This is a genomic window from Nostoc cycadae WK-1 (genome assembly GCF_002897135.1).
Lineage (GTDB): Bacteria > Cyanobacteriota > Cyanobacteriia > Cyanobacteriales > Nostocaceae > Nostoc_B.
In genome coordinates, this window is sequence record NZ_DF978426.1 from 57,301 (window position 1) to 74,233 (window position 16,933).

At 41.8% G+C, this 16,933-nt stretch carries 18 protein-coding genes; 8 read left to right on the forward strand and 10 right to left on the reverse strand.

Annotated features, from left to right (window positions below):
* Positions 1-50 precede the first annotated feature (50 nt).
* Complete coding sequence (locus tag NCWK1_RS09905) at positions 51-524, forward strand: S1 RNA-binding domain-containing protein (RefSeq protein ID WP_103124599.1); 474 nt, start codon at positions 51-53, stop codon at positions 522-524.
* Between the two features lie 18 nt (positions 525-542).
* On the opposite strand, the gene NCWK1_RS09910 is transcribed toward NCWK1_RS09905, so the two are convergent.
* The 3 genes from NCWK1_RS09910 to NCWK1_RS09920 all read right to left on the reverse strand — a co-directional run bounded on the left by NCWK1_RS09910 (position 543) and on the right by NCWK1_RS09920 (position 4,285).
* Positions 543-1,181, reverse strand: coding sequence for a pentapeptide repeat-containing protein (locus tag NCWK1_RS09910; protein ID WP_103124600.1), 639 nt, complete (start codon positions 1,179-1,181; stop codon positions 543-545).
* On the reverse strand, positions 1,178-2,575 hold the full coding sequence (locus NCWK1_RS09915; protein ID WP_103124601.1) for a DICT sensory domain-containing protein: 1,398 nt from the start codon (positions 2,573-2,575) through the stop codon (positions 1,178-1,180). The genes NCWK1_RS09910 and NCWK1_RS09915 overlap by 4 nt, the downstream gene beginning before the upstream one ends.
* Positions 2,576-2,692: 117 nt before the next feature.
* Positions 2,693-4,285, reverse strand: a complete 1,593-nt coding sequence (locus tag NCWK1_RS09920) for a photosystem II high light acclimation radical SAM protein (protein ID WP_103124602.1) — start codon at positions 4,283-4,285, stop codon at positions 2,693-2,695.
* A gap of 569 nt (positions 4,286-4,854) precedes the next feature.
* Between NCWK1_RS09920 and NCWK1_RS09925 the strand changes: the two genes are divergently transcribed.
* The 5 genes from NCWK1_RS09925 (at position 4,855) to NCWK1_RS09945 (ending at position 7,773) form a co-directional block, all read left to right on the forward strand.
* Entirely contained in the window at positions 4,855-5,232 is a 378-nt protein-coding gene (locus tag NCWK1_RS09925) for a DUF1830 domain-containing protein (protein ID WP_096575191.1), read from the forward strand.
* Positions 5,233-5,379: 147 nt separating this feature from the next.
* Entirely contained in the window at positions 5,380-5,841 is a 462-nt protein-coding gene (locus NCWK1_RS09930; RefSeq protein WP_103124603.1) for a DUF4079 domain-containing protein, read from the forward strand.
* A gap of 23 nt (positions 5,842-5,864) precedes the next feature.
* A complete protein-coding gene (locus tag NCWK1_RS09935) occupies positions 5,865-6,233 on the forward strand; it encodes a hypothetical protein (RefSeq protein WP_103124604.1) in 369 nt (122 codons plus the stop codon).
* Between the two features lie 72 nt (positions 6,234-6,305).
* Positions 6,306-6,863, forward strand: a complete 558-nt coding sequence (locus tag NCWK1_RS09940; protein WP_103124605.1) for a hypothetical protein — start codon at positions 6,306-6,308, stop codon at positions 6,861-6,863.
* A gap of 139 nt (positions 6,864-7,002) precedes the next feature.
* Positions 7,003-7,773: an ABC transporter ATP-binding protein gene (locus NCWK1_RS09945; RefSeq protein WP_103124606.1), complete on the forward strand. Its 771-nt coding sequence runs from the start codon at positions 7,003-7,005 to the stop codon at positions 7,771-7,773.
* Positions 7,774-7,819: 46 nt separating this feature from the next.
* Here NCWK1_RS09945 and NCWK1_RS09950 read toward each other — a convergent pair whose 3' ends face one another.
* A complete protein-coding gene (locus NCWK1_RS09950) occupies positions 7,820-8,587 on the reverse strand; it encodes a response regulator transcription factor (protein WP_062296855.1) in 768 nt (255 codons plus the stop codon).
* 563 nt (positions 8,588-9,150) lie between these two features.
* Here NCWK1_RS09950 and NCWK1_RS09955 point away from each other — a divergent pair.
* A complete protein-coding gene (locus tag NCWK1_RS09955; protein ID WP_103124607.1) occupies positions 9,151-9,399 on the forward strand; it encodes a DUF6761 family protein in 249 nt (82 codons plus the stop codon).
* 382 nt (positions 9,400-9,781) lie between these two features.
* Here the strand turns inward: NCWK1_RS09955 and grxD are convergent, their stop codons facing one another.
* From grxD to NCWK1_RS09970, 3 genes are all read right to left on the reverse strand, one after another.
* On the reverse strand, positions 9,782-10,105 hold the full coding sequence (gene grxD / locus NCWK1_RS09960; protein WP_096575204.1) for a Grx4 family monothiol glutaredoxin: 324 nt from the start codon (positions 10,103-10,105) through the stop codon (positions 9,782-9,784).
* Positions 10,106-10,201: 96 nt separating this feature from the next.
* Positions 10,202-10,438: a BolA family protein gene (locus tag NCWK1_RS09965; protein WP_096575206.1), complete on the reverse strand. Its 237-nt coding sequence runs from the start codon at positions 10,436-10,438 to the stop codon at positions 10,202-10,204.
* Between the two features lie 102 nt (positions 10,439-10,540).
* Positions 10,541-11,134 (reverse strand): hypothetical protein, encoded by a 594-nt coding sequence (locus tag NCWK1_RS09970; RefSeq protein WP_096575208.1) that lies wholly within the window; start codon positions 11,132-11,134, stop codon positions 10,541-10,543.
* A 172-nt stretch (positions 11,135-11,306) separates the two neighbouring features.
* On the opposite strand from NCWK1_RS09970, the gene NCWK1_RS09975 reads away from it, so the two are divergent.
* Positions 11,307-13,409 (forward strand): S8 family serine peptidase, encoded by a 2,103-nt coding sequence (locus NCWK1_RS09975; protein ID WP_103124608.1) that lies wholly within the window; start codon positions 11,307-11,309, stop codon positions 13,407-13,409.
* Between the two features lie 101 nt (positions 13,410-13,510).
* Here NCWK1_RS09975 and NCWK1_RS09980 read toward each other — a convergent pair whose 3' ends face one another.
* The 3 genes from NCWK1_RS09980 to NCWK1_RS09990 form a co-directional block, all read right to left on the reverse strand.
* Positions 13,511-14,281, reverse strand: a complete 771-nt coding sequence (locus tag NCWK1_RS09980; RefSeq protein WP_096575212.1) for a lysophospholipid acyltransferase family protein — start codon at positions 14,279-14,281, stop codon at positions 13,511-13,513.
* Between the two features lie 85 nt (positions 14,282-14,366).
* Entirely contained in the window at positions 14,367-14,879 is a 513-nt protein-coding gene (gene tadA / locus NCWK1_RS09985) for a tRNA adenosine(34) deaminase TadA (RefSeq protein ID WP_187308109.1), read from the reverse strand.
* Positions 14,880-15,004: 125 nt separating this feature from the next.
* A partial coding sequence (locus tag NCWK1_RS09990) for a CHAT domain-containing tetratricopeptide repeat protein (RefSeq protein WP_103124609.1) occupies positions 15,005-16,933 on the reverse strand: 1,929 nt, incomplete at its 5' end.

A 16,933-nucleotide genomic window follows, 5' to 3' on the forward strand; every position in this document is an offset into this window, starting at 1 on the left:
AGGCTCAAGAACATCCTCCAAAAGTTTCTTTTTCAATTCGCAAACTAGACATGCAAACAGCATGGGAAAGAGTACGGCAATTGCAAACTGAAGACGTAACAGTATATGGAAAAATTCTTGGAAAAACTTTGCGCGGCGCATTAGTGAAAATTGAGGGTTTACGCGGATTCATTCGTACTTATGTTGATAAACATAGGGAGGAATTAGTAGTAGGGGAGGAACTTCCACTCAAGATTATAGAAGTTAGAGAGGAGTATGATAGTTTAACACTGCTCCATTGTGCTGTTTCAATTAGAATAAGACAATTGGAGGTTGGTCAAATTGTTAGCGGCACTATACGACGTATCAGAGACTATGGTGTGTATGTTGATATTGGAGATCTATATGCTTTGTTGCCAACCTCAAAAATATTCTATCCATCAGTTGATCATCCAAACCAGCTTTTCAAAATTAATGACCATATAAAGGCAATAATAGTCAAATTAGATCATGAAAATGGTCGAGTTGTTTTAGGGACTTGTTGAAGTTTGGAATAACCATCTTCAATCACCCATTTCTAACACCGTACCCACCAAACAAGCTTTATCTAATTTAACTCCGCTTAAATTTGCTCCTTCTAACTCGGCACACAGTAAGTTAGCGCCTGTCAAATTTGACCCCGCCAAATTCGCCCCCCGTAAGTCAGTTTCTTCAAGATTCGCCTCACTCAACAGCGTTCCTTGCAAATCAGCACGGCTTAAGTCTGCGCCTTTGAGATTCGCGCCACTCAAGTTAGCACCACGTAAGTCAGCACTGCGTAAGTCAACGCCTTGTAAATTGACATTCATTAGATTCGCGCCACTCAAAAAAGCACCCGCTAAAGATACATCACTCAGGGTTGCGCCCATTAAGTTAGCGCCGCGTAAATTGCTACCACGCAAGTCAGCACTGGTTAAGTCGGCTTGCATCAAATTGGCTCCCATCAGGTTCGCCCGCAAGTCAGTTTCTTGCAAGTTCGCCCCCATTAAATTGGCTCCTTCTAAATGCCCACCTTCAAGTTTGGAACCCTTAAAATTAGTGCCAATAAGGGTAGCACCAGCAAGATTAATCCGGCTTAAATCAAGTTGACCAAGTTCTTCATCTTCTAAGTTAACCCCTGGGAGTTGTTTAAGGGTTCCTGATTTAATGGCTTCTATATTCATTTGGGGTAACTACCAATCTCCTCATTACTCTTGCTATGGCTATCCCAGCGAGTATCTAATAACCATATACCGTTGCTGGCTTTGCTTGTCATCACAGGCAAATCAAGTCCTTGTTGCAAACCCATAACTAACAAAGTTAAGGCATCTATTAGTTTAGGGTCAAAGCGGGTTGATTGTTGCTGTCGGCATTGTTCTAAAGCTTGAGCAAATATTTCTTCTCGACTTTGATTAGATGATTTAATTTGATTGACTCGCCATTGAAATTCCGCAATCAAGGCTAAAATTCTCGATTCTAATGGAATTTCATCTCCAGCTAAACCTGCTGGTTCTCCTGTCCCATCCCACCACTCGGTTTGGTGAGTGATAAGTTGAGCAACTGCCCGTAGCCTGGGCATAGTTCGCAATACCTGTGCGCCTGGTACTAAAGGACAAGTTAAAGGACAACTAGGGGCTTGTTCTGTGTAACGCGCGGATGTCCCCGGAGTAAGAACGCTTTCAGCTTTTTGTAGCGGATCTATGCGGTGTAATAAAGCTGCCAGCCGCAATCTTTTTATTTGCCAAGCTGGTAGTTCTACCAACTGTGCCATTGCTTCGGAAAGGGCGACGACTTCCGCAGCTGCCATTGGGTTTTTGATATCGGCAAAATCTATCAACTGCGCCATCCGCAAAAATGCTTGGATTTCGTTAGAAACCAAGTTACGGTCTAAAGCTTGTTGACGCAGTGCTGTAGGAATAGATAAGTTTTCTTGACCTGTTTGCAGGTAATCGACTACACGAGAGACAACTGTACTTAAGTCTTCTGGTGCAACCAGACGAGACTGAATTGATTGTTGATGATCTGTGAGTTTTGCCGCTAGTTCTGGGTTGTATTGTTGAATATGAGCGATCGCTAATTGGGATGTTTCTTTAACTAACTCCGGTTCAAATGTCCACAAACCATAGAATTTCCGTTCTAAATCGGAATCTGGTAGCCCACCTACACCATAATCAGCTTCTGATAGTTCTTGACAAAGTACCATTGCTGTGTATTCTGGCGACAGAATAATTAAATGCCATTCCTGCGCCACTGGGTCAGATGAATCTAATGCTACTAAATCTACATTAGGTAATTGGCTGGTAGGATGTTCCGCAAAGCCCCCATCTGGTGATGCCATTATGGCAATTTCCCGGCTGCATTTAGCTATGTCTGCATATCTTTCGGCTTCTTGTAAATACCATTTCCCCCGCTGGAAAGCTGTAATTACAAGAGGCTGGCCTTGATCGGACAAAATGTGGTCTTCTAGAGCATGACACAAAGCAACTAAAGTGTTTTTATAATACACCCCAAACCGAATTGGTCTGGTGCTATGACGATGGGCTGTTTCCAGCTGTTGTAAAATTGAACCTTCTAACATGGGCTTGGAGTTTTATAAGAGGCTAGAGGCTAGAGGCTAGGGACTAGAACTTAAGAGTAAAGAATTATTCAGCAATGTTAATTTCTCAGTTCCTAACCTCTTCTATTACGGTGTCTTCTATGATACGCCTGTTAATTGTTTTTCCTTGATATCGATTGGTGCGGAGAGTGCAGCTTCTAAATCAGCACAACCTAACCTTTCTTCTAAAATCTTCATAACTTCTCGTCCGAAGTCATTGGGATTTTGTCGCCAAGCTTGTAAGCAGACTTCGCCAAAGAAAGAACCCAGAGGTTCGGGGTTCCACAGCAGTTTTTTAGCTGTCCACGGCATCAAGCTCATAGGATTGTACCCTGGTTTGAGAATACCTTCTTGAAAGGCATATTCTTCTAAATGGGTATGGGGTTGCAGTCCAATAAAGAAGATAGCGGGTTCGACTTTATCCGCACCAAATATTTTTTCTAGTTCGCGGTGATAGGCGATGGTTTGGCGAATAGTTTCTGGACGTTCGTCAATGACATTAAAGGAGTAATTAACAGAAACTAAATCATTAAACCCGGCTGCTTTCAAATCACGACAGTTTTGCAAAACTGTCCGCAAGTTATACCCCATCCGCATTTTGCGTACAAGTTCTTGAGAACCACTGGTAATGCCGATTTCAAAATAGTTCATCCCGGTTTTTGCCATCAAGTCGCATAATTCGGGTGTTAAGTTGTCGGCTCTGATGTATGCTGCCCAATGAATATCTGTCATTCCAGAATCAATGATCGCCTGTAATAGTTCGATGGCATCATTGATATATCTCCGCGCTGGGATAAATTGAGCATCGGTAAACCAAAAGTTCCGTACACCGCGATTATATAATTGCCGAATTTCCGCTACAACTTCCTCTGCGGGATTTATCCGTACTTGTTTACCCTCAACAACAGTGTAGACACAGTAGCAGCAATTATGAGGACAACCGCGCTTGGTTTGGACACCTATATAAAAGTCTTGGTCTTGCAGATAATAGTTAAACTCTGGCCAGACACTCTCAATATAGTCGTAGTTACAAGCGGTTTTTTGTAGTGGGGTAGGTTGTTCGTGAATCAGACGTTGGCGTGGTTTACTTTCTCCCACTACATAGCAGCGTTCATCACTAATTTCTCTTCCACTTAGCAATTTTTCTAGTAGAGTTTCGCCTTCACCTACAGAAATAACTGTTCCGGAAGGTAAGCTTTTACCCAACTGTTCGTAAAATACGCTAACTGCACCACCCCCAACAACTGCACGCGCATCAGTGTAGTATCTTTGGGCGCGTTTTAAACCGCGTTTGATTAATCCCAAATTACGCCACAATTCTACATAGTAGGCAATGAAGATGCGTAAACCACCCAATGCACCACGTAGTTTAATCAGCGGATTTTTGGCGTAATAAAATTCAAAGGCGTTTTGCAGTGGGTTTCCGCCACGTCCTCCAACTGGCGCATAAATCTGAATATCCCGCCAAGAGAATACTAGTAGTGTTGGTTTAAATTCATCGATACAGCTATCTAAAGCCGTAGCATAGTCTAAAGGTGGGACTGTCCCCAAATCGAAAATCCGCTGTTCGATAGTCGGGAATAGCTTGTGGACATGATCACAAAGATAAACTACCCCAATGGGAAAGATGGGGTTACAAGGAAGGCGAACGTAGAGAATGCGATTTTCGATCATCGGTGTTTTAACCTCCATCTTGCCATTCTTTAAAGAAAGCGAGAGATACTGTTAACAGAGAAATGTGGTTTTGGCTAGTCTTATCATTTATGAAAATCCAGTTTGACATTCAAGCCATTTTGTGATTTAAACTTTTTCCGGTTGGGAATGACGGAAATAGCTAAATTTGCTAGACATCAAGCAGGAGAGATTGTTTTATGAATAAATTGTTCATATATCTTTACCATAACATTGAGTTTAATCATTAAGCGATGATCCCTTGCTATCTCATGGGGCATAGAAGCAAACATAAACTCATGACAATAAAGATACAAGCTAGAAGAAGATGTCACATCCTCCATTGATAGTTAATTAATATCTAAGACAAATTTGTTACCAAAGAAAACAATTAAAAATTTTACTTAATAGTGTATAATTTTTTAAAAATGGATTTATATTATAAATTTTTCATAACTTGAACATATCTTTAGATAGAAATAACGTAGAAATTTTCAGTTGGTAGTCGGAGTTACAGCAACTGGGGATCAGCCGGTGTTAGTCTGGGCTGGTGTAATATACAATGTTTGGCGTAAAGCTCCTCGGCAGTTATGGCTCAAATACTAGATTCTCTACCACCTGAGCAATCGGGGAAAATTCTCTGCTGCTACATTAATGCCACAAGCAAAATCCAGGTAGCTCGCATTTCTAACATCTCTAACTGGTACTTTGAAAGGGTTGTGTTTCCTGGGCAGCGCCTCGTTTTTGAAGCCCCACCAGAAGCTCATATGGAGATTCATACGGGGATGATGGCCAGTGCAATTTTATCGGATACAATTCCGTGCGATCGCCTGGCGATTCATGAACCAAGCAGTAGTGACTTTAATACCGACTCAGTTACTCTCGACCCTATCAGTAAAAAACCCATAGTCCAATCAATTAATACCAAAAGGGGAGATACCACAAAACCTTTAACAATTGCTGGTTAATCATTGCTTGATTAAAATAAAAAATTTGATCAAAAAAAATTTAAGGTTGCTGATATCAGCAACCTTTTCTATTGTTATGGAGGGTTGTCATCAGTCATTTGTCCTTTGTCAAAAGGATTTAATTTCAAATTTCACACTTCATACTTTATGCACCTACCCTCTTTTATCTGGCTATGGAAAATCGCCGCTTGGTCGATGGGATTATCGCTGTTAGCGTATGTCATGTTAGCTTGTACTGGTATATGGATGTGGCAATCTCGAACTTCCCAGACTTTGCCTAGCTTTCCAGGATTCCCTGTGAGTCGTGGGGGAGTGCGATCGCTCCACTATGCAATGGGCATTAGTATGGTGAGTCTAGTGTTATTGTTATTGGCGATCGGTATTATCGGCACATTAGGCCACTTTGGTTCTTTAGGGCATTCATCACACCTAAGCGCTGGGCTAATAGTAGTATTTTTAGTTTTGCTCTCTGCTGTCAGTGCAACTCAAATTAGCCCCAGACAACCTTGGATAAGAACTTTACACATCACTATAAATATTATTCTTTTCGCCGCCTTTGCTTGGGTATCCTGGACTGGCTGGACTGTAGTACAGAAGTATTTACCATAGAGCCGTTTGGATTAGAAATTGATATGCCTAAAATAAAATGTTTGTGTGGTGAACTAATTAATTTATCTCCAATTCCAAATCGGCAGAGTTTTCATCTGATTTGGGAGCCATTAATTGAAAAGCTTGCTGATAATTTAGTTACTGCACATCAGCAAGCTCAATCAGATGAAGATTTTGAACAACAAGTCTACGAACTTTTACTTTCCATAAAACCAAAGCCAAAGTTTCAGGAAGCTTACGAGTGTTTTAATTGTAAACGCTTGGTTATCTTTGCTCGTGCTTCTGATAATGTGCCTGCATTCTGGTATCAGCAAGAACGTGCAAACACAGATGTAGACTCATTACGTTCCTTTGTTGATGAAACAATAGATAATCAGGCTGATGGGATTTAATAACCCATCAGCTAAAACTTTTTGTCTAAGTCCCGTTAGGATAAAACTGAAAGCACCTATCTTCATGGAACCGTGACAGCCAACTCAGCTAATACCTCTACAACTATATTTCGCCTATCTCCGTTGATTCGGATTACCCTGTTGAGTTTATATGTAGCACTCACAGTACCATTGCCATTTTTAGCCGCAGCAACCGCAGCACCTACACCACCGTCACTACTTTGGGTAGGAATTTGTCTCGGCTTTGTCGGACTATATGCGGTGTTGACTGAAAGAGTAATTGTTAACGATCAAGAAATTCAAGTAACTTACCCTGTTTGGGTTCCGCGTTTCTTTCGTAAAGGTTGGACTTTACTTTGGTCAGAAGTTAAAGAATTAAAACCCCGTTCTACAGGTCAAGGCGGGTTAGTTTATTATTTCCTTAGCAAAGATGGTAAAGCATATTTATTACCGATGCGTGTGGCAGGTTTTGCGCGGTTAGTAAACATCGTCCAAGCCAAAACTGGCATAGACACCACAGATGTCCGTCCCTTAGCACAGCCGTGGATGTATGCGATTCTATTTGGATTTACATTACTACTGCTGTTAGTCGATGCTTGGACTATTAATACAGCTTTGACACTATCTTAAATTCAAAAACTCACGCAAAGACGAAAAAATCCTTTGCGACTTTGCGCGGCAGTCGCTACAAGTCGGGGAACCCGCCCAACGCGCTGCCTTGCCTCTGCGCCTCTGCGTGAGCATTAAAAAAACTATATATTTCTAGACTGTGGATAATTTTACTGGACAAGCCCAACTCAGGCTTGAGCAAGTTAATCTATTTAGCAAACTAAAAAGCAATCACCAAGGATACCCAATCTTACAGAATATTTCCTTTCGGGTAGTCCCTGGTGAAAGAATTGCTATTGTTGGCGTAACTGGTGCTGGCAAAACCTCATTACTACGCTTGATAAACCGCTTAAATGAACCTACCGGCGGCAAAATCTATCTGGAAAATCAAGAGTATCACCAAATTCCTGCTGTCCAACTGCGCCAAATGGTGACACTGGTGTTGCAAGAGTCAAAGCTACTAGGGATGACAGTCCAGCAGACCCTAGAATATCCTTTAGTTTTGCGTGGAATGCCCAAACAGACAATTCAGCAACGAATTAGTCATTGGCTGGAACAACTGCAAATTCCTGATGATTGGTTGGGAAGGACGGAGGTACAACTTTCGGCTGGACAAAAGCAATTAATTGCGATCGCTCGTGCTTTAATTATCCAACCTAAAATCCTACTATTAGACGAGCCAACATCCGCCTTGGATGCGGGTAAAGCCTCTCATCTGATGCAAATCTTCATTCAACTAGCCAAAACCCAACAAACTACAATTTTGATGGTCAATCACCAGTTAGACTTAGCCCAGATGTTTTGTACAAGGCTGCTACACCTGCACCAAGGACAGTTGTTAGCAGACCAACCCGCCTCAGAGGTCAACTTAGCAAGTTTACAAGCAAGTTTAATCCAAGCAGAAACCCAAGCCGCAGAAGAATGGATTTAAAAACTTCTGATTTGATAAATCACCCTAAACGCAACACTTAATATCATCACCGTTGAGTAGTAAGTGTTGGACGTTGATTACTAAACCTTTCTTTTGCTAACTTTGTTTGTGATTGGGGAAGATTAGCATTCAAAATTTCCATGTTAAATCTGTATCCCACATTCCGAATAGTTTGAATCAAACTAGGTTGGCGGGGATCAAGTTCTACTTTTTTGCGTAGCGATAAAACATGAGTGTCAATTGTGCGCGGGTTATCAATTGCATCTGGCCAAGCACGACGCAGCAATTCTGACCGAGACAAAGGAACTCCGCCAGCTTGCGCCAATACATACAGCAAACTAAATTCCTGGGGCGTTAAATCAATAAACTCCCCTTGGAACCGGACGCGACGCTGCACTAAATCAATTTGCAAAGTGCCATAGTCCAGGTATGCTGGTGCAGTGGGTGTACGCTTACGGCGAATTAACGCCTCAACCCTAGCCAAAAATTCTTGCATTCCAAAAGGTTTGCTGAGATAATCATCGGCCCCCGCCTTCAGACCTGCGACAACATCCGCTTCATTGCTACGTGCAGACAGCATTAAGATTAAAGGCTGTTGTTGACGATGCAACCAACGGCAAAACTCGATACCATCTCCATCAGGCAGATCCGCATCTAGAATAACTAGAGTAGGTTGATGGGTTAAAAACACTTCCCTTGCTTGATAAATGCTGGCAGCTTGATTTACCCTATATTCCAATTGTTGCAAGTGCCAACCCAGCAACGACCTTAGATGGGGATTCCCCTCAACGATTTCAATACAAACCGAACCCACGGCGGTAAGACCCCTTAGCGTTGATGACTTTCAAAGTAACAAGCTCATGCTCAAGGTTTTGTAGCCTTTGCTACTTCTAATGGGAATTCGTTTGAGATTTACGCCCAGAAATGTTGGCACTATCTTCAACCTAAGCCTATTTCCAAGGTTAATTAGTAATATTCTTAAATTTTTGTTAGACTTATCAAAAGTTCTTCTTAACAATCATCTTGCTTTTAGCAAAATGTAACTTGATCAAGAACTTCTACTCAACCAAACACCCATTACTGCAATTATCGTTCAGCCTTGGCTTTAGAGTGCAGATTCAGCTTGATCAAGCTTAACCTGAGCTACCAACACCAAGTTGTTGAGAGAAGAAATCATAAGAATCAATTACTAAGCAATTAATTTCCCAGTTTTCTGGAATAGGATCTAAATACGCTGTAGCTGCTTGAGGGGGCAGATCAAAGCAGATTCGTTGGCATAAGTTATATGCCAAAAACGCAAAAAAAGCGAAAGTGGCACTTCACATTTCAGCGTTAATCATTTACAATTCTCATTCCAAAGAGATCTAAACAGCAGTTATGCTTCAAGACACACAAACCATCCGCTATTACCAAAGACTCACAGACGCCTTCGTCGAGCTATGGAATCGCGGTTATCGTATGGACGATATGCGGATGTATTTGGATGGATATCTAGCCGCACTGCGACATAGCAACGCTATCGAGCCATATTTGATTCATCGTCTAGAAGAGGAAGCCAGCCGCTACTTGTACGATGCCTCAAATTTTGCAGTACCGGAACCGCAACCACAACACGATTACTACTAATGTCTTTACTCTAAACATTAAAAGTAACCGTAGATCGACGCAGATGATTATAACATATTATCTGTCTTGATCAAGTGAATAGTGGTATTCATTTTGGGAGAGATTTTTCTGGGAAAAACATCCCCTCAGACTCGTGGTAATTTTGTTAATTCTACTGAGGGGTGTTTAATATCGTGATTTGAATTAAAAAAAAGCAGAAAATTTTTATTCGCTACTTACTGATAACCGCTGAGTAATTTTTCTGCTTTGGGAAGCGTAGTCCATCAAAAAAGCCCCATTACTAGGGGCTTTTTTGTAAGATTTCAGATTAGTTTTGCCTTTTGAGGAAGTGAGGTCAGGAACAGTGCTGTTTTGCCTGTTGCCTCCTGGCTTTTAGTAGAACTTATGAAGCTAGAGCAACTTCTACTAATTCCTGCAATTGACCCTTTTGATAAAGTTCAATGAGGATATCGGAACCACCGATAAATTTACCGTCAATATAAACTTGAGGAATAGTCGGCCATTCGGAATATTCTTTAATTCCTTGGCGAATTTCACTATCAGCAAGAACATCAATAGTCTCGAAGGGAACACCTAAAGTATTGAGAATTTGGACAACGTTGTTAGAAAAACCACATTGAGGCATTAACTTAGTTCCCTTCATGAAAACCAAAATTTTGTTTTCTTTGACTAAGTTATCAATTTTCTCTTGAAGTTCTGGTGTCATGGTATTTTTGTTTCCTATGTTACTGATATGAAAAAATCAATAGTTAATGCTCAACATAGCTAGTCACTATTGATTTGACGAAGTGGCTGTTGTCTTTTAAGTTTCCGGCGTAAATGTTTTAACTGCCAAGGCGTGAATTGCTTCAGTTGACATAGCTTGCCGCAACGCACCATAAACTAACTGATGTTGCTGCACCAGTCCTTTACCTGCAAACTGCGATGATACGACAGTGACTTGATAGTGGTCTCCGCCACCTGTCAAGTCTTGCACTTGTATCTGAGCATCTGGCAGTTCCGCCTTGATCATATCTTCAATCTGCTGCGGACTAATCATCGCAATTCCTGAAAAAAACTTACTTCTCTATTATTAGCAGATTAGGGAGGAAGAAGAGGCAGGGGAGCAGAGGGGCAGGGGAGAATGACCAATGACCAAGATTTATTTTTGAGAAGTTGAACCGCCGCTACCTTGTCTAGGGTAGGGAGTATCAACAAAACCCAATTCAAATAGCTGTTGATATGCTTTTTTACCTAAATCTCTTGTAGGGTTTTGACTTTTAACAATTTGAATTAATAATGGCACAGCTAATTCTGGCTGATTTTGGGCGCGATGTACTAGTGCTAATTGATAGGTAGCTTCATCTCGCTTTTGGGCAGTTAATAAAGCTTTTTGACGTTGAGAATCAGAAACTCTCAGGTCAATACCAGAAAAGCTGGAGTTTAGTTCTTGATAAAAATTAGATAGCTGATTATAAACTTGCCTTGCTTCTTGGAGTTTTTTGGCGGCTAAGGCATAGTTTTGGGCGGAAACAGCTGCTTCTGCCTCTTTCATCAGTCGCTCCCCTCCCTCAATGCTTAAAAGGCTATTATTTTGGGCAGCAGGACGGAGATTATTGGGCGCATTGGGGTCGATGGGCTGTGCTTGTTGGCTATAAAGCTGTACCTGAGCGTTTGCAGGTGATAGCAAACTCAAGATGACGATGACTGAGAAGGAACTGAGGCCGATTAAAGGCGCAGTTGCAGCTATTTTCATGGATTAAACTGGTGTGACAAATATATACAAATACTACGGGAAACTTTGGGTATCTTAACTTTGTTTTCGTTTTAAATAAAACACAGCTATATACTTGGTTTCTTTGTTTTAGACTGAAAATCGGTTTAATCGAGTTCCCAGTGCCTCTGTATACGAATTACCATCGTCCCCTATGAGCGATCGCATCAATTCCTCTGATCTTCCAACCACAGGTGTACCAGCAAGCAATGTGGGAGTTGTTTTGCAACGCGGTGGTGAAGAATTAGTGTTAGAAAAAGCTACAGACCGCTTCACCATCCGCCCAGCTACCGATTTTACACCTCAACAATTATCTCAGGTAAGTTGGGGCATTTGGCAGCGAAGTATTCCTCAAGCGCAACTAGAATTGTTTACGATAGCACCTAACCAATTAGACACAGCAATGGCTCAAGCCCGTGGGGCTGTAAATGTAGCCTTTGCCAGCCATGTTTACATAAGTAAAAGTAATCCTGGTACTTTTGTTTACTTAGGCGACCAAATCACTATTCAATTTGCCGATGGTGTAGAAGCTGCCAGAATTAATACTATAGCCAGCACATACAGTTTAATTCAAGATAAACCTGTTCTTGGTATATCTAACACTTTTGTATTTTTAGTTAGCAAACAAGCCACAGAAAACCCAATTAAAATTACTAACCAACTGCAAGGACTAAAAGAAGTTTTAGCAGCTGAACCTAACATTATCATTAACAGCGAGACCCATTACAAACCTCGTGATCCACTTTATACACAACAGTGGTACTTAAATCATAGTGGCGGTGAAGAATTAGTCTTAGGTTCGCATATCTCGGTGGAAAAGGCTTGGGATATCACGCGCGGTGTGCGTTCTGTAGTTTTGGCGGTGGTAGATGATTCCTTTGATTTAAATCACCCTGATTTTCAAGGTTCAGGTAAAGTTGTTGCCCCTAGAGATTTAAAACAAAATGATTTTTTACCGTTACCTGATGCGAAGGAAACTAGCCACGGCACAGCCTGTGCTGGGGTAGCGGTAGCAGAAGAGAATGGTGCAGGAATTGTTGGGGTTGCCCCTGGTTGTGCATTCATGCCCATTCGTACTACTGGTTATTTAGATGATGAATCTGTTGAGCAAATTTTTGGCTGGGCAATTGAGAAGGGGGCGAGTGTAATTTCTTGCAGTTGGGGAGCTTCGGCTGTTTACTTCCCATTGTCTTTGCGCCAAGGGGCAGCTATTACCCGTGCCGCTACTAAAGGAAGGAATGGCAAGGGCTGTGTGATTTTATTTGCGGCTGGCAATGCTAACCGTCCAATTAACGGTACTGTGGTGGAGCAGAATTGGCCAGATAAAATTTTACAAGGAAAAACAAATTGGCTCAGTGGCTTTGCGGTACATCCTGATGTGATGGCTGTTGCTGCTTCGACTAGTTTGAATAAAAAAGCTGCTTACAGTAATTGGGGAGATAGTATTGCTGTGTGTGCGCCTAGTAATAATGCTCCACCAGGAATGTCATTTCCCGCGAAGGGTTATGTATATACACAACCTGCGATCGCTTCTTATCTTAGCGGGTTGGGTGTGTTCACTACAGACCAAATAGGCGCAGCAGGTTACGAAAAAGGCGATTTTATTAGTAATTTTGGCGGAACGTCTAGTGCTACGCCTGTAGTGGCTGGGGTGGCGGCTTTAGTTTTATCAGCAAATCCTGATTTAACTGCTCAACAAGTTAAACGCATCTTACAAGAAACTGCTGATAAAATCGTTGACCCTAATGTTGACCCCCAATTAAGTTTAAAGGGCGGTACGTACAATGGGAATGGTCATTCCCAGTGGTTTGGCTATGGCAAAGTCAACGCGGCTAAAGCCGTCCAAGCCGCCAAGCAAATGCGAGAAACTGCATCACCTGTTAGCCAACAATTGCGGTTAAGTAATACCAACCAAGTCGGAATTCCTGATAACGATCGCCAGGGAGTTAAAAGTGCGATCGCTATTAATGAATCTATTGTCGTGAGAGATATTCAAGTGAGTGTCAATATCTCTCACGATTTTTTAGGTGATTTAGAAATTTATTTAATAGCTCCGAATAATCAGCAAGTATTGTTACAGAATCGGACTTTGGGTAGAAAGACTAACTTGCAGATGAGTTATAGTGTGCGATCGCATCCAGCCCTCAAGCAGTTACTATCCTTATCTGGTCAAGGGCGCTGGCAATTGTGGTTAATAGATTATGCCCCGCAAGATATCGGCAGATTAAATAGTTGGGAATTAGTCATTGGCAATTAAATAAAGGACAAAGAAAATATGGAAATAGAAATAAAACCCTCTAAACTATTGCCTGTTCCCTGTTCCCTGTTCCCTGTTCCCTGTTCCCTGTTCCCTGTTCATTATTGACCATTAACCATTGACCACTGACTACTAGTGACTTCTGATTCTTGATGATTTAAGTGTTGCAGTTCCTTGGCTAAGTCTTCTGTCAGACGTTTAGCATTTTGTTTAATTGAGCCATTGGTGTATTCTGCAACATTGATGGGGTTGCCAATGTTAATGTTCACATCTGTACCCCAGTTAGGATAGGGTTCGCTGTAATTGATACTCATAGGCACAATTTTGACTCCTAGTCCTGGGTGATTGGTTTCAGCACTCAAAGATAAACGGGCAATTCCTGTTTTTAAAGCATGAACCTTGCCATCACGGAAAATACCACCTTCAGGAAAAATTACTAAAGTTTTTCTTTGCTGAAGTAAAGAAACTCCATGCCTTAAAGTAGAGATTGTTGGATGTTGTGGATCTACAGGAAACCCGCCTAAATGACGCACAAACCAGCCTTGTAGCCCTTGGCATTCGGTGATTGTCACCATGAATCGTAAATCGGCACCAGTTATCAGAGAAGTCGCATAAGGGACAAGTAAAGCATCCCAACGCGCCCGGTGAGTAGGTGCCAGGATAATCGGCCCTGTTGTAGGAATATTATGTTGTCCTGTGATTGTAATTCTGCCAAAGAACAAAGGTAAAACTAGATGCCGTCCCAAAGTATACGCCATCGGCCCTAACAAAGGAGAAACTTGTGAGGCTGCATCAGCCACCTGATGATTTTCTGAATTCGGTGCTATTGGCTTTGGCTTGTACGTATCTTTGGAAAAGTCGAATTTTATCATGTCGGTAGCTGCGAATTGCCCAGTACAGGGTTCTGAAAGAGTGATTAGTTAAACCGTAAATTCTCTTCTATCAATTGTGTAGTTGTTATTGGACAGTTTTTTTGCTGTCTGTGGTTTTTTGTTGAAGTCTGCGAGTTGCAAACCAAGCTTGTAAATGTTGACGGCAAGCTGATTCTAGTATGCCTGCCAAGACTTGTAGACGATGATTAGACGCAGCACTATCGGGAATGTTAAGAACAGTCCGAATTGCGCCAGTTTTAGTATCGTCCACTCCATAGACAAGTGTTCTTAAACGCGATTGAACGATCGCACCTGCACACATCGGGCAAGGTTCTAAAGTTACATATAAGGTGCATTCATGCAATCGCCAGCTATTTAAGCTTTGAGACGCTGCTTTAATTGCGACAATTTCCGCGTGGGCTGTGGGGTCTTTGTCCCGTTCTTTGCGGTTTTCCCCTTCAGCAATCAAATTTCCCTGACTATCTACTATGACAGCACCGACTGGAATTTCCCCCGCATCTCCTGCGGCTTGGGCGATTTCTAACGCCCGACTCATCCATTGACGGTGTGTCCAATATTCTGGATATTTGATTGACATATCAAATCTAGTTTGATGGTTGAATGAATGCGATCGCTTTTTGTTGGTTAAGACTTACTAATTTTAGGCGATCGTTCAAAAAACCAGATCACCGACTTTTCAAAAAAGTCGGTGATCTAAATCTCCTACTTCCCACTCAACGGAGTCCAATTACCAGAAGGAACAAACGCCGCCCAATATTGTGGTTCGCTATACTCTTGACTATTTAGCAAATCCAACTGTGCAGCCCGTAAAGCCTCATGTCTACCCTTACCCGCCTGTAAATTCTGATAATACTTCACCATTAATTCCTTCGTCGCTGCATCATCCACCAGCCACAAACTTAAAACTTGAGATTGCGAACCAGCAATAACCAAAGCACGGCGCAATCCATACACACCATCACCAACTTTGATATCACCCTTACCAGTATCACAAGCCGACAGCACAACTAATTGATTGGAACGCAAATCTAAACCAGCCACCTCCAACGCCGTCAACACACCATTATCATTATTATTTGTCGCTTGCTTGCGTTTGTTAAACCCAGCCAATGCCAACCCAGAACGTAACAAAGGATTTTCTACTTGGATCATATTTTTTGGGCGTGGTGTTTCTTCAATATCTGGTGATGCGTTGAGATTTTGTGCAATATCAGCGCTGAAAAAACCATGAGTAGCTAAATGTAAAATACTCGGACTTTGTAATTGTTTAACCGCAGTTTCTGTCGCCTCTTTACCTAACAGCAATTTAGCATTGGGTAAAACCTGTTTAATCGCTGCGGCTTCATCTTTAGTATTAGCTAAAGCATCAAATTCCAAGTTTGCCAAATCACCAGAACGAAGATTTTGAGAGCCTCGTAAACCAGTTGTTTTTTTAGAAGCTATTGTTTGTCCTTGGTTATTGTAATCAATATCTGCCAACACCACAGGCGCAGAAGCATTGTTAACATTTGACTGAAAGCGTAACAAATCCCGCCCAGTTGTGAGATAAGAAAAAGCGTAATTTTGAATCAGAAATTTATCTTGCTCATCTCTCAGAGCTTCAAAGGGAATTAATGTTAATTGCCCATCGGGAGAAATTAAAATATGACTGGCATCACCCAATAAAGGGCGGATGGGTGCAATTAGTTTTTCGTCTAAAGTGCGGGCGAGTTTTTTGAATGTTCTCCCAGTGGCTAATGCTGAACGAAAATCAATGGCTAACTTATCTATTTCTGCCGCATCACCTAAATCAAGCCACTTGGGTTCGCCAGTTGAGCGTAACACCGCCGCAGCATAACGTGGTTTACCCCATTTTTGCTCCTCTGTTTTGGCTTTGGCGTTATATGGTTCATACTGGACAATCTCTACCAAGGCTGCATCTTTGGGGATTTTGGCTTGAATAGCTGCTAATCCTACTGGTTGAATTTGCTGACGGAATTCGGAGCTTTTACTACTAATTGCTGCTTCTATTTTTTCTTTTTCGGCTTCGAGTTGTTCTAACTCATCTTCTAGGTTAGCAATTTGTTTTTTTGACGGAGAGTTGATTAATGCGTCGAGTTGCTGTTGCACTTGCAGCCATTGAGCGAATAATTTTTGAGTTTCGGGGTTTTTGTCGAGTTGAGCGCGTAGTATTTGGATGCTGTCAGCTACAGCATCTAATACTAGCCCTTTGCGGCGTAGTACAGTAGTTAAAGCCAGAGATGCGGCGGCTGAATTATTGCGAGCTTTTTGTAGGGATAGGGAAACAGTAGCATCAGTTGTCCCTGAAAAAGTCCTAATGTAATCCTGTTTTCGTCGTTCTGAGCCGACAGCAAAAATTAGATTGAGATTTTGTGCTTGAATTTCTAGCCCACGTTGTGAGAAATCAATAGCACGAGTAATATCACCCTTTGCTAGATACAGTGCAGCCAAATTATTCAAGCTAGTGGCCACTAAGGGATGTTTCTCTCCTAGCATTTTCTCTAAAATAGCCAGGGAGCGTTGATATAATGGTTCGGCTTGTTGATATTTTCCCTGTGCGTCATACAGGAAAGCTAAATTATTCAAGCTAGTGGCGACATCAGGATGTTCTTTGCCCAGCACCTTCTCTCG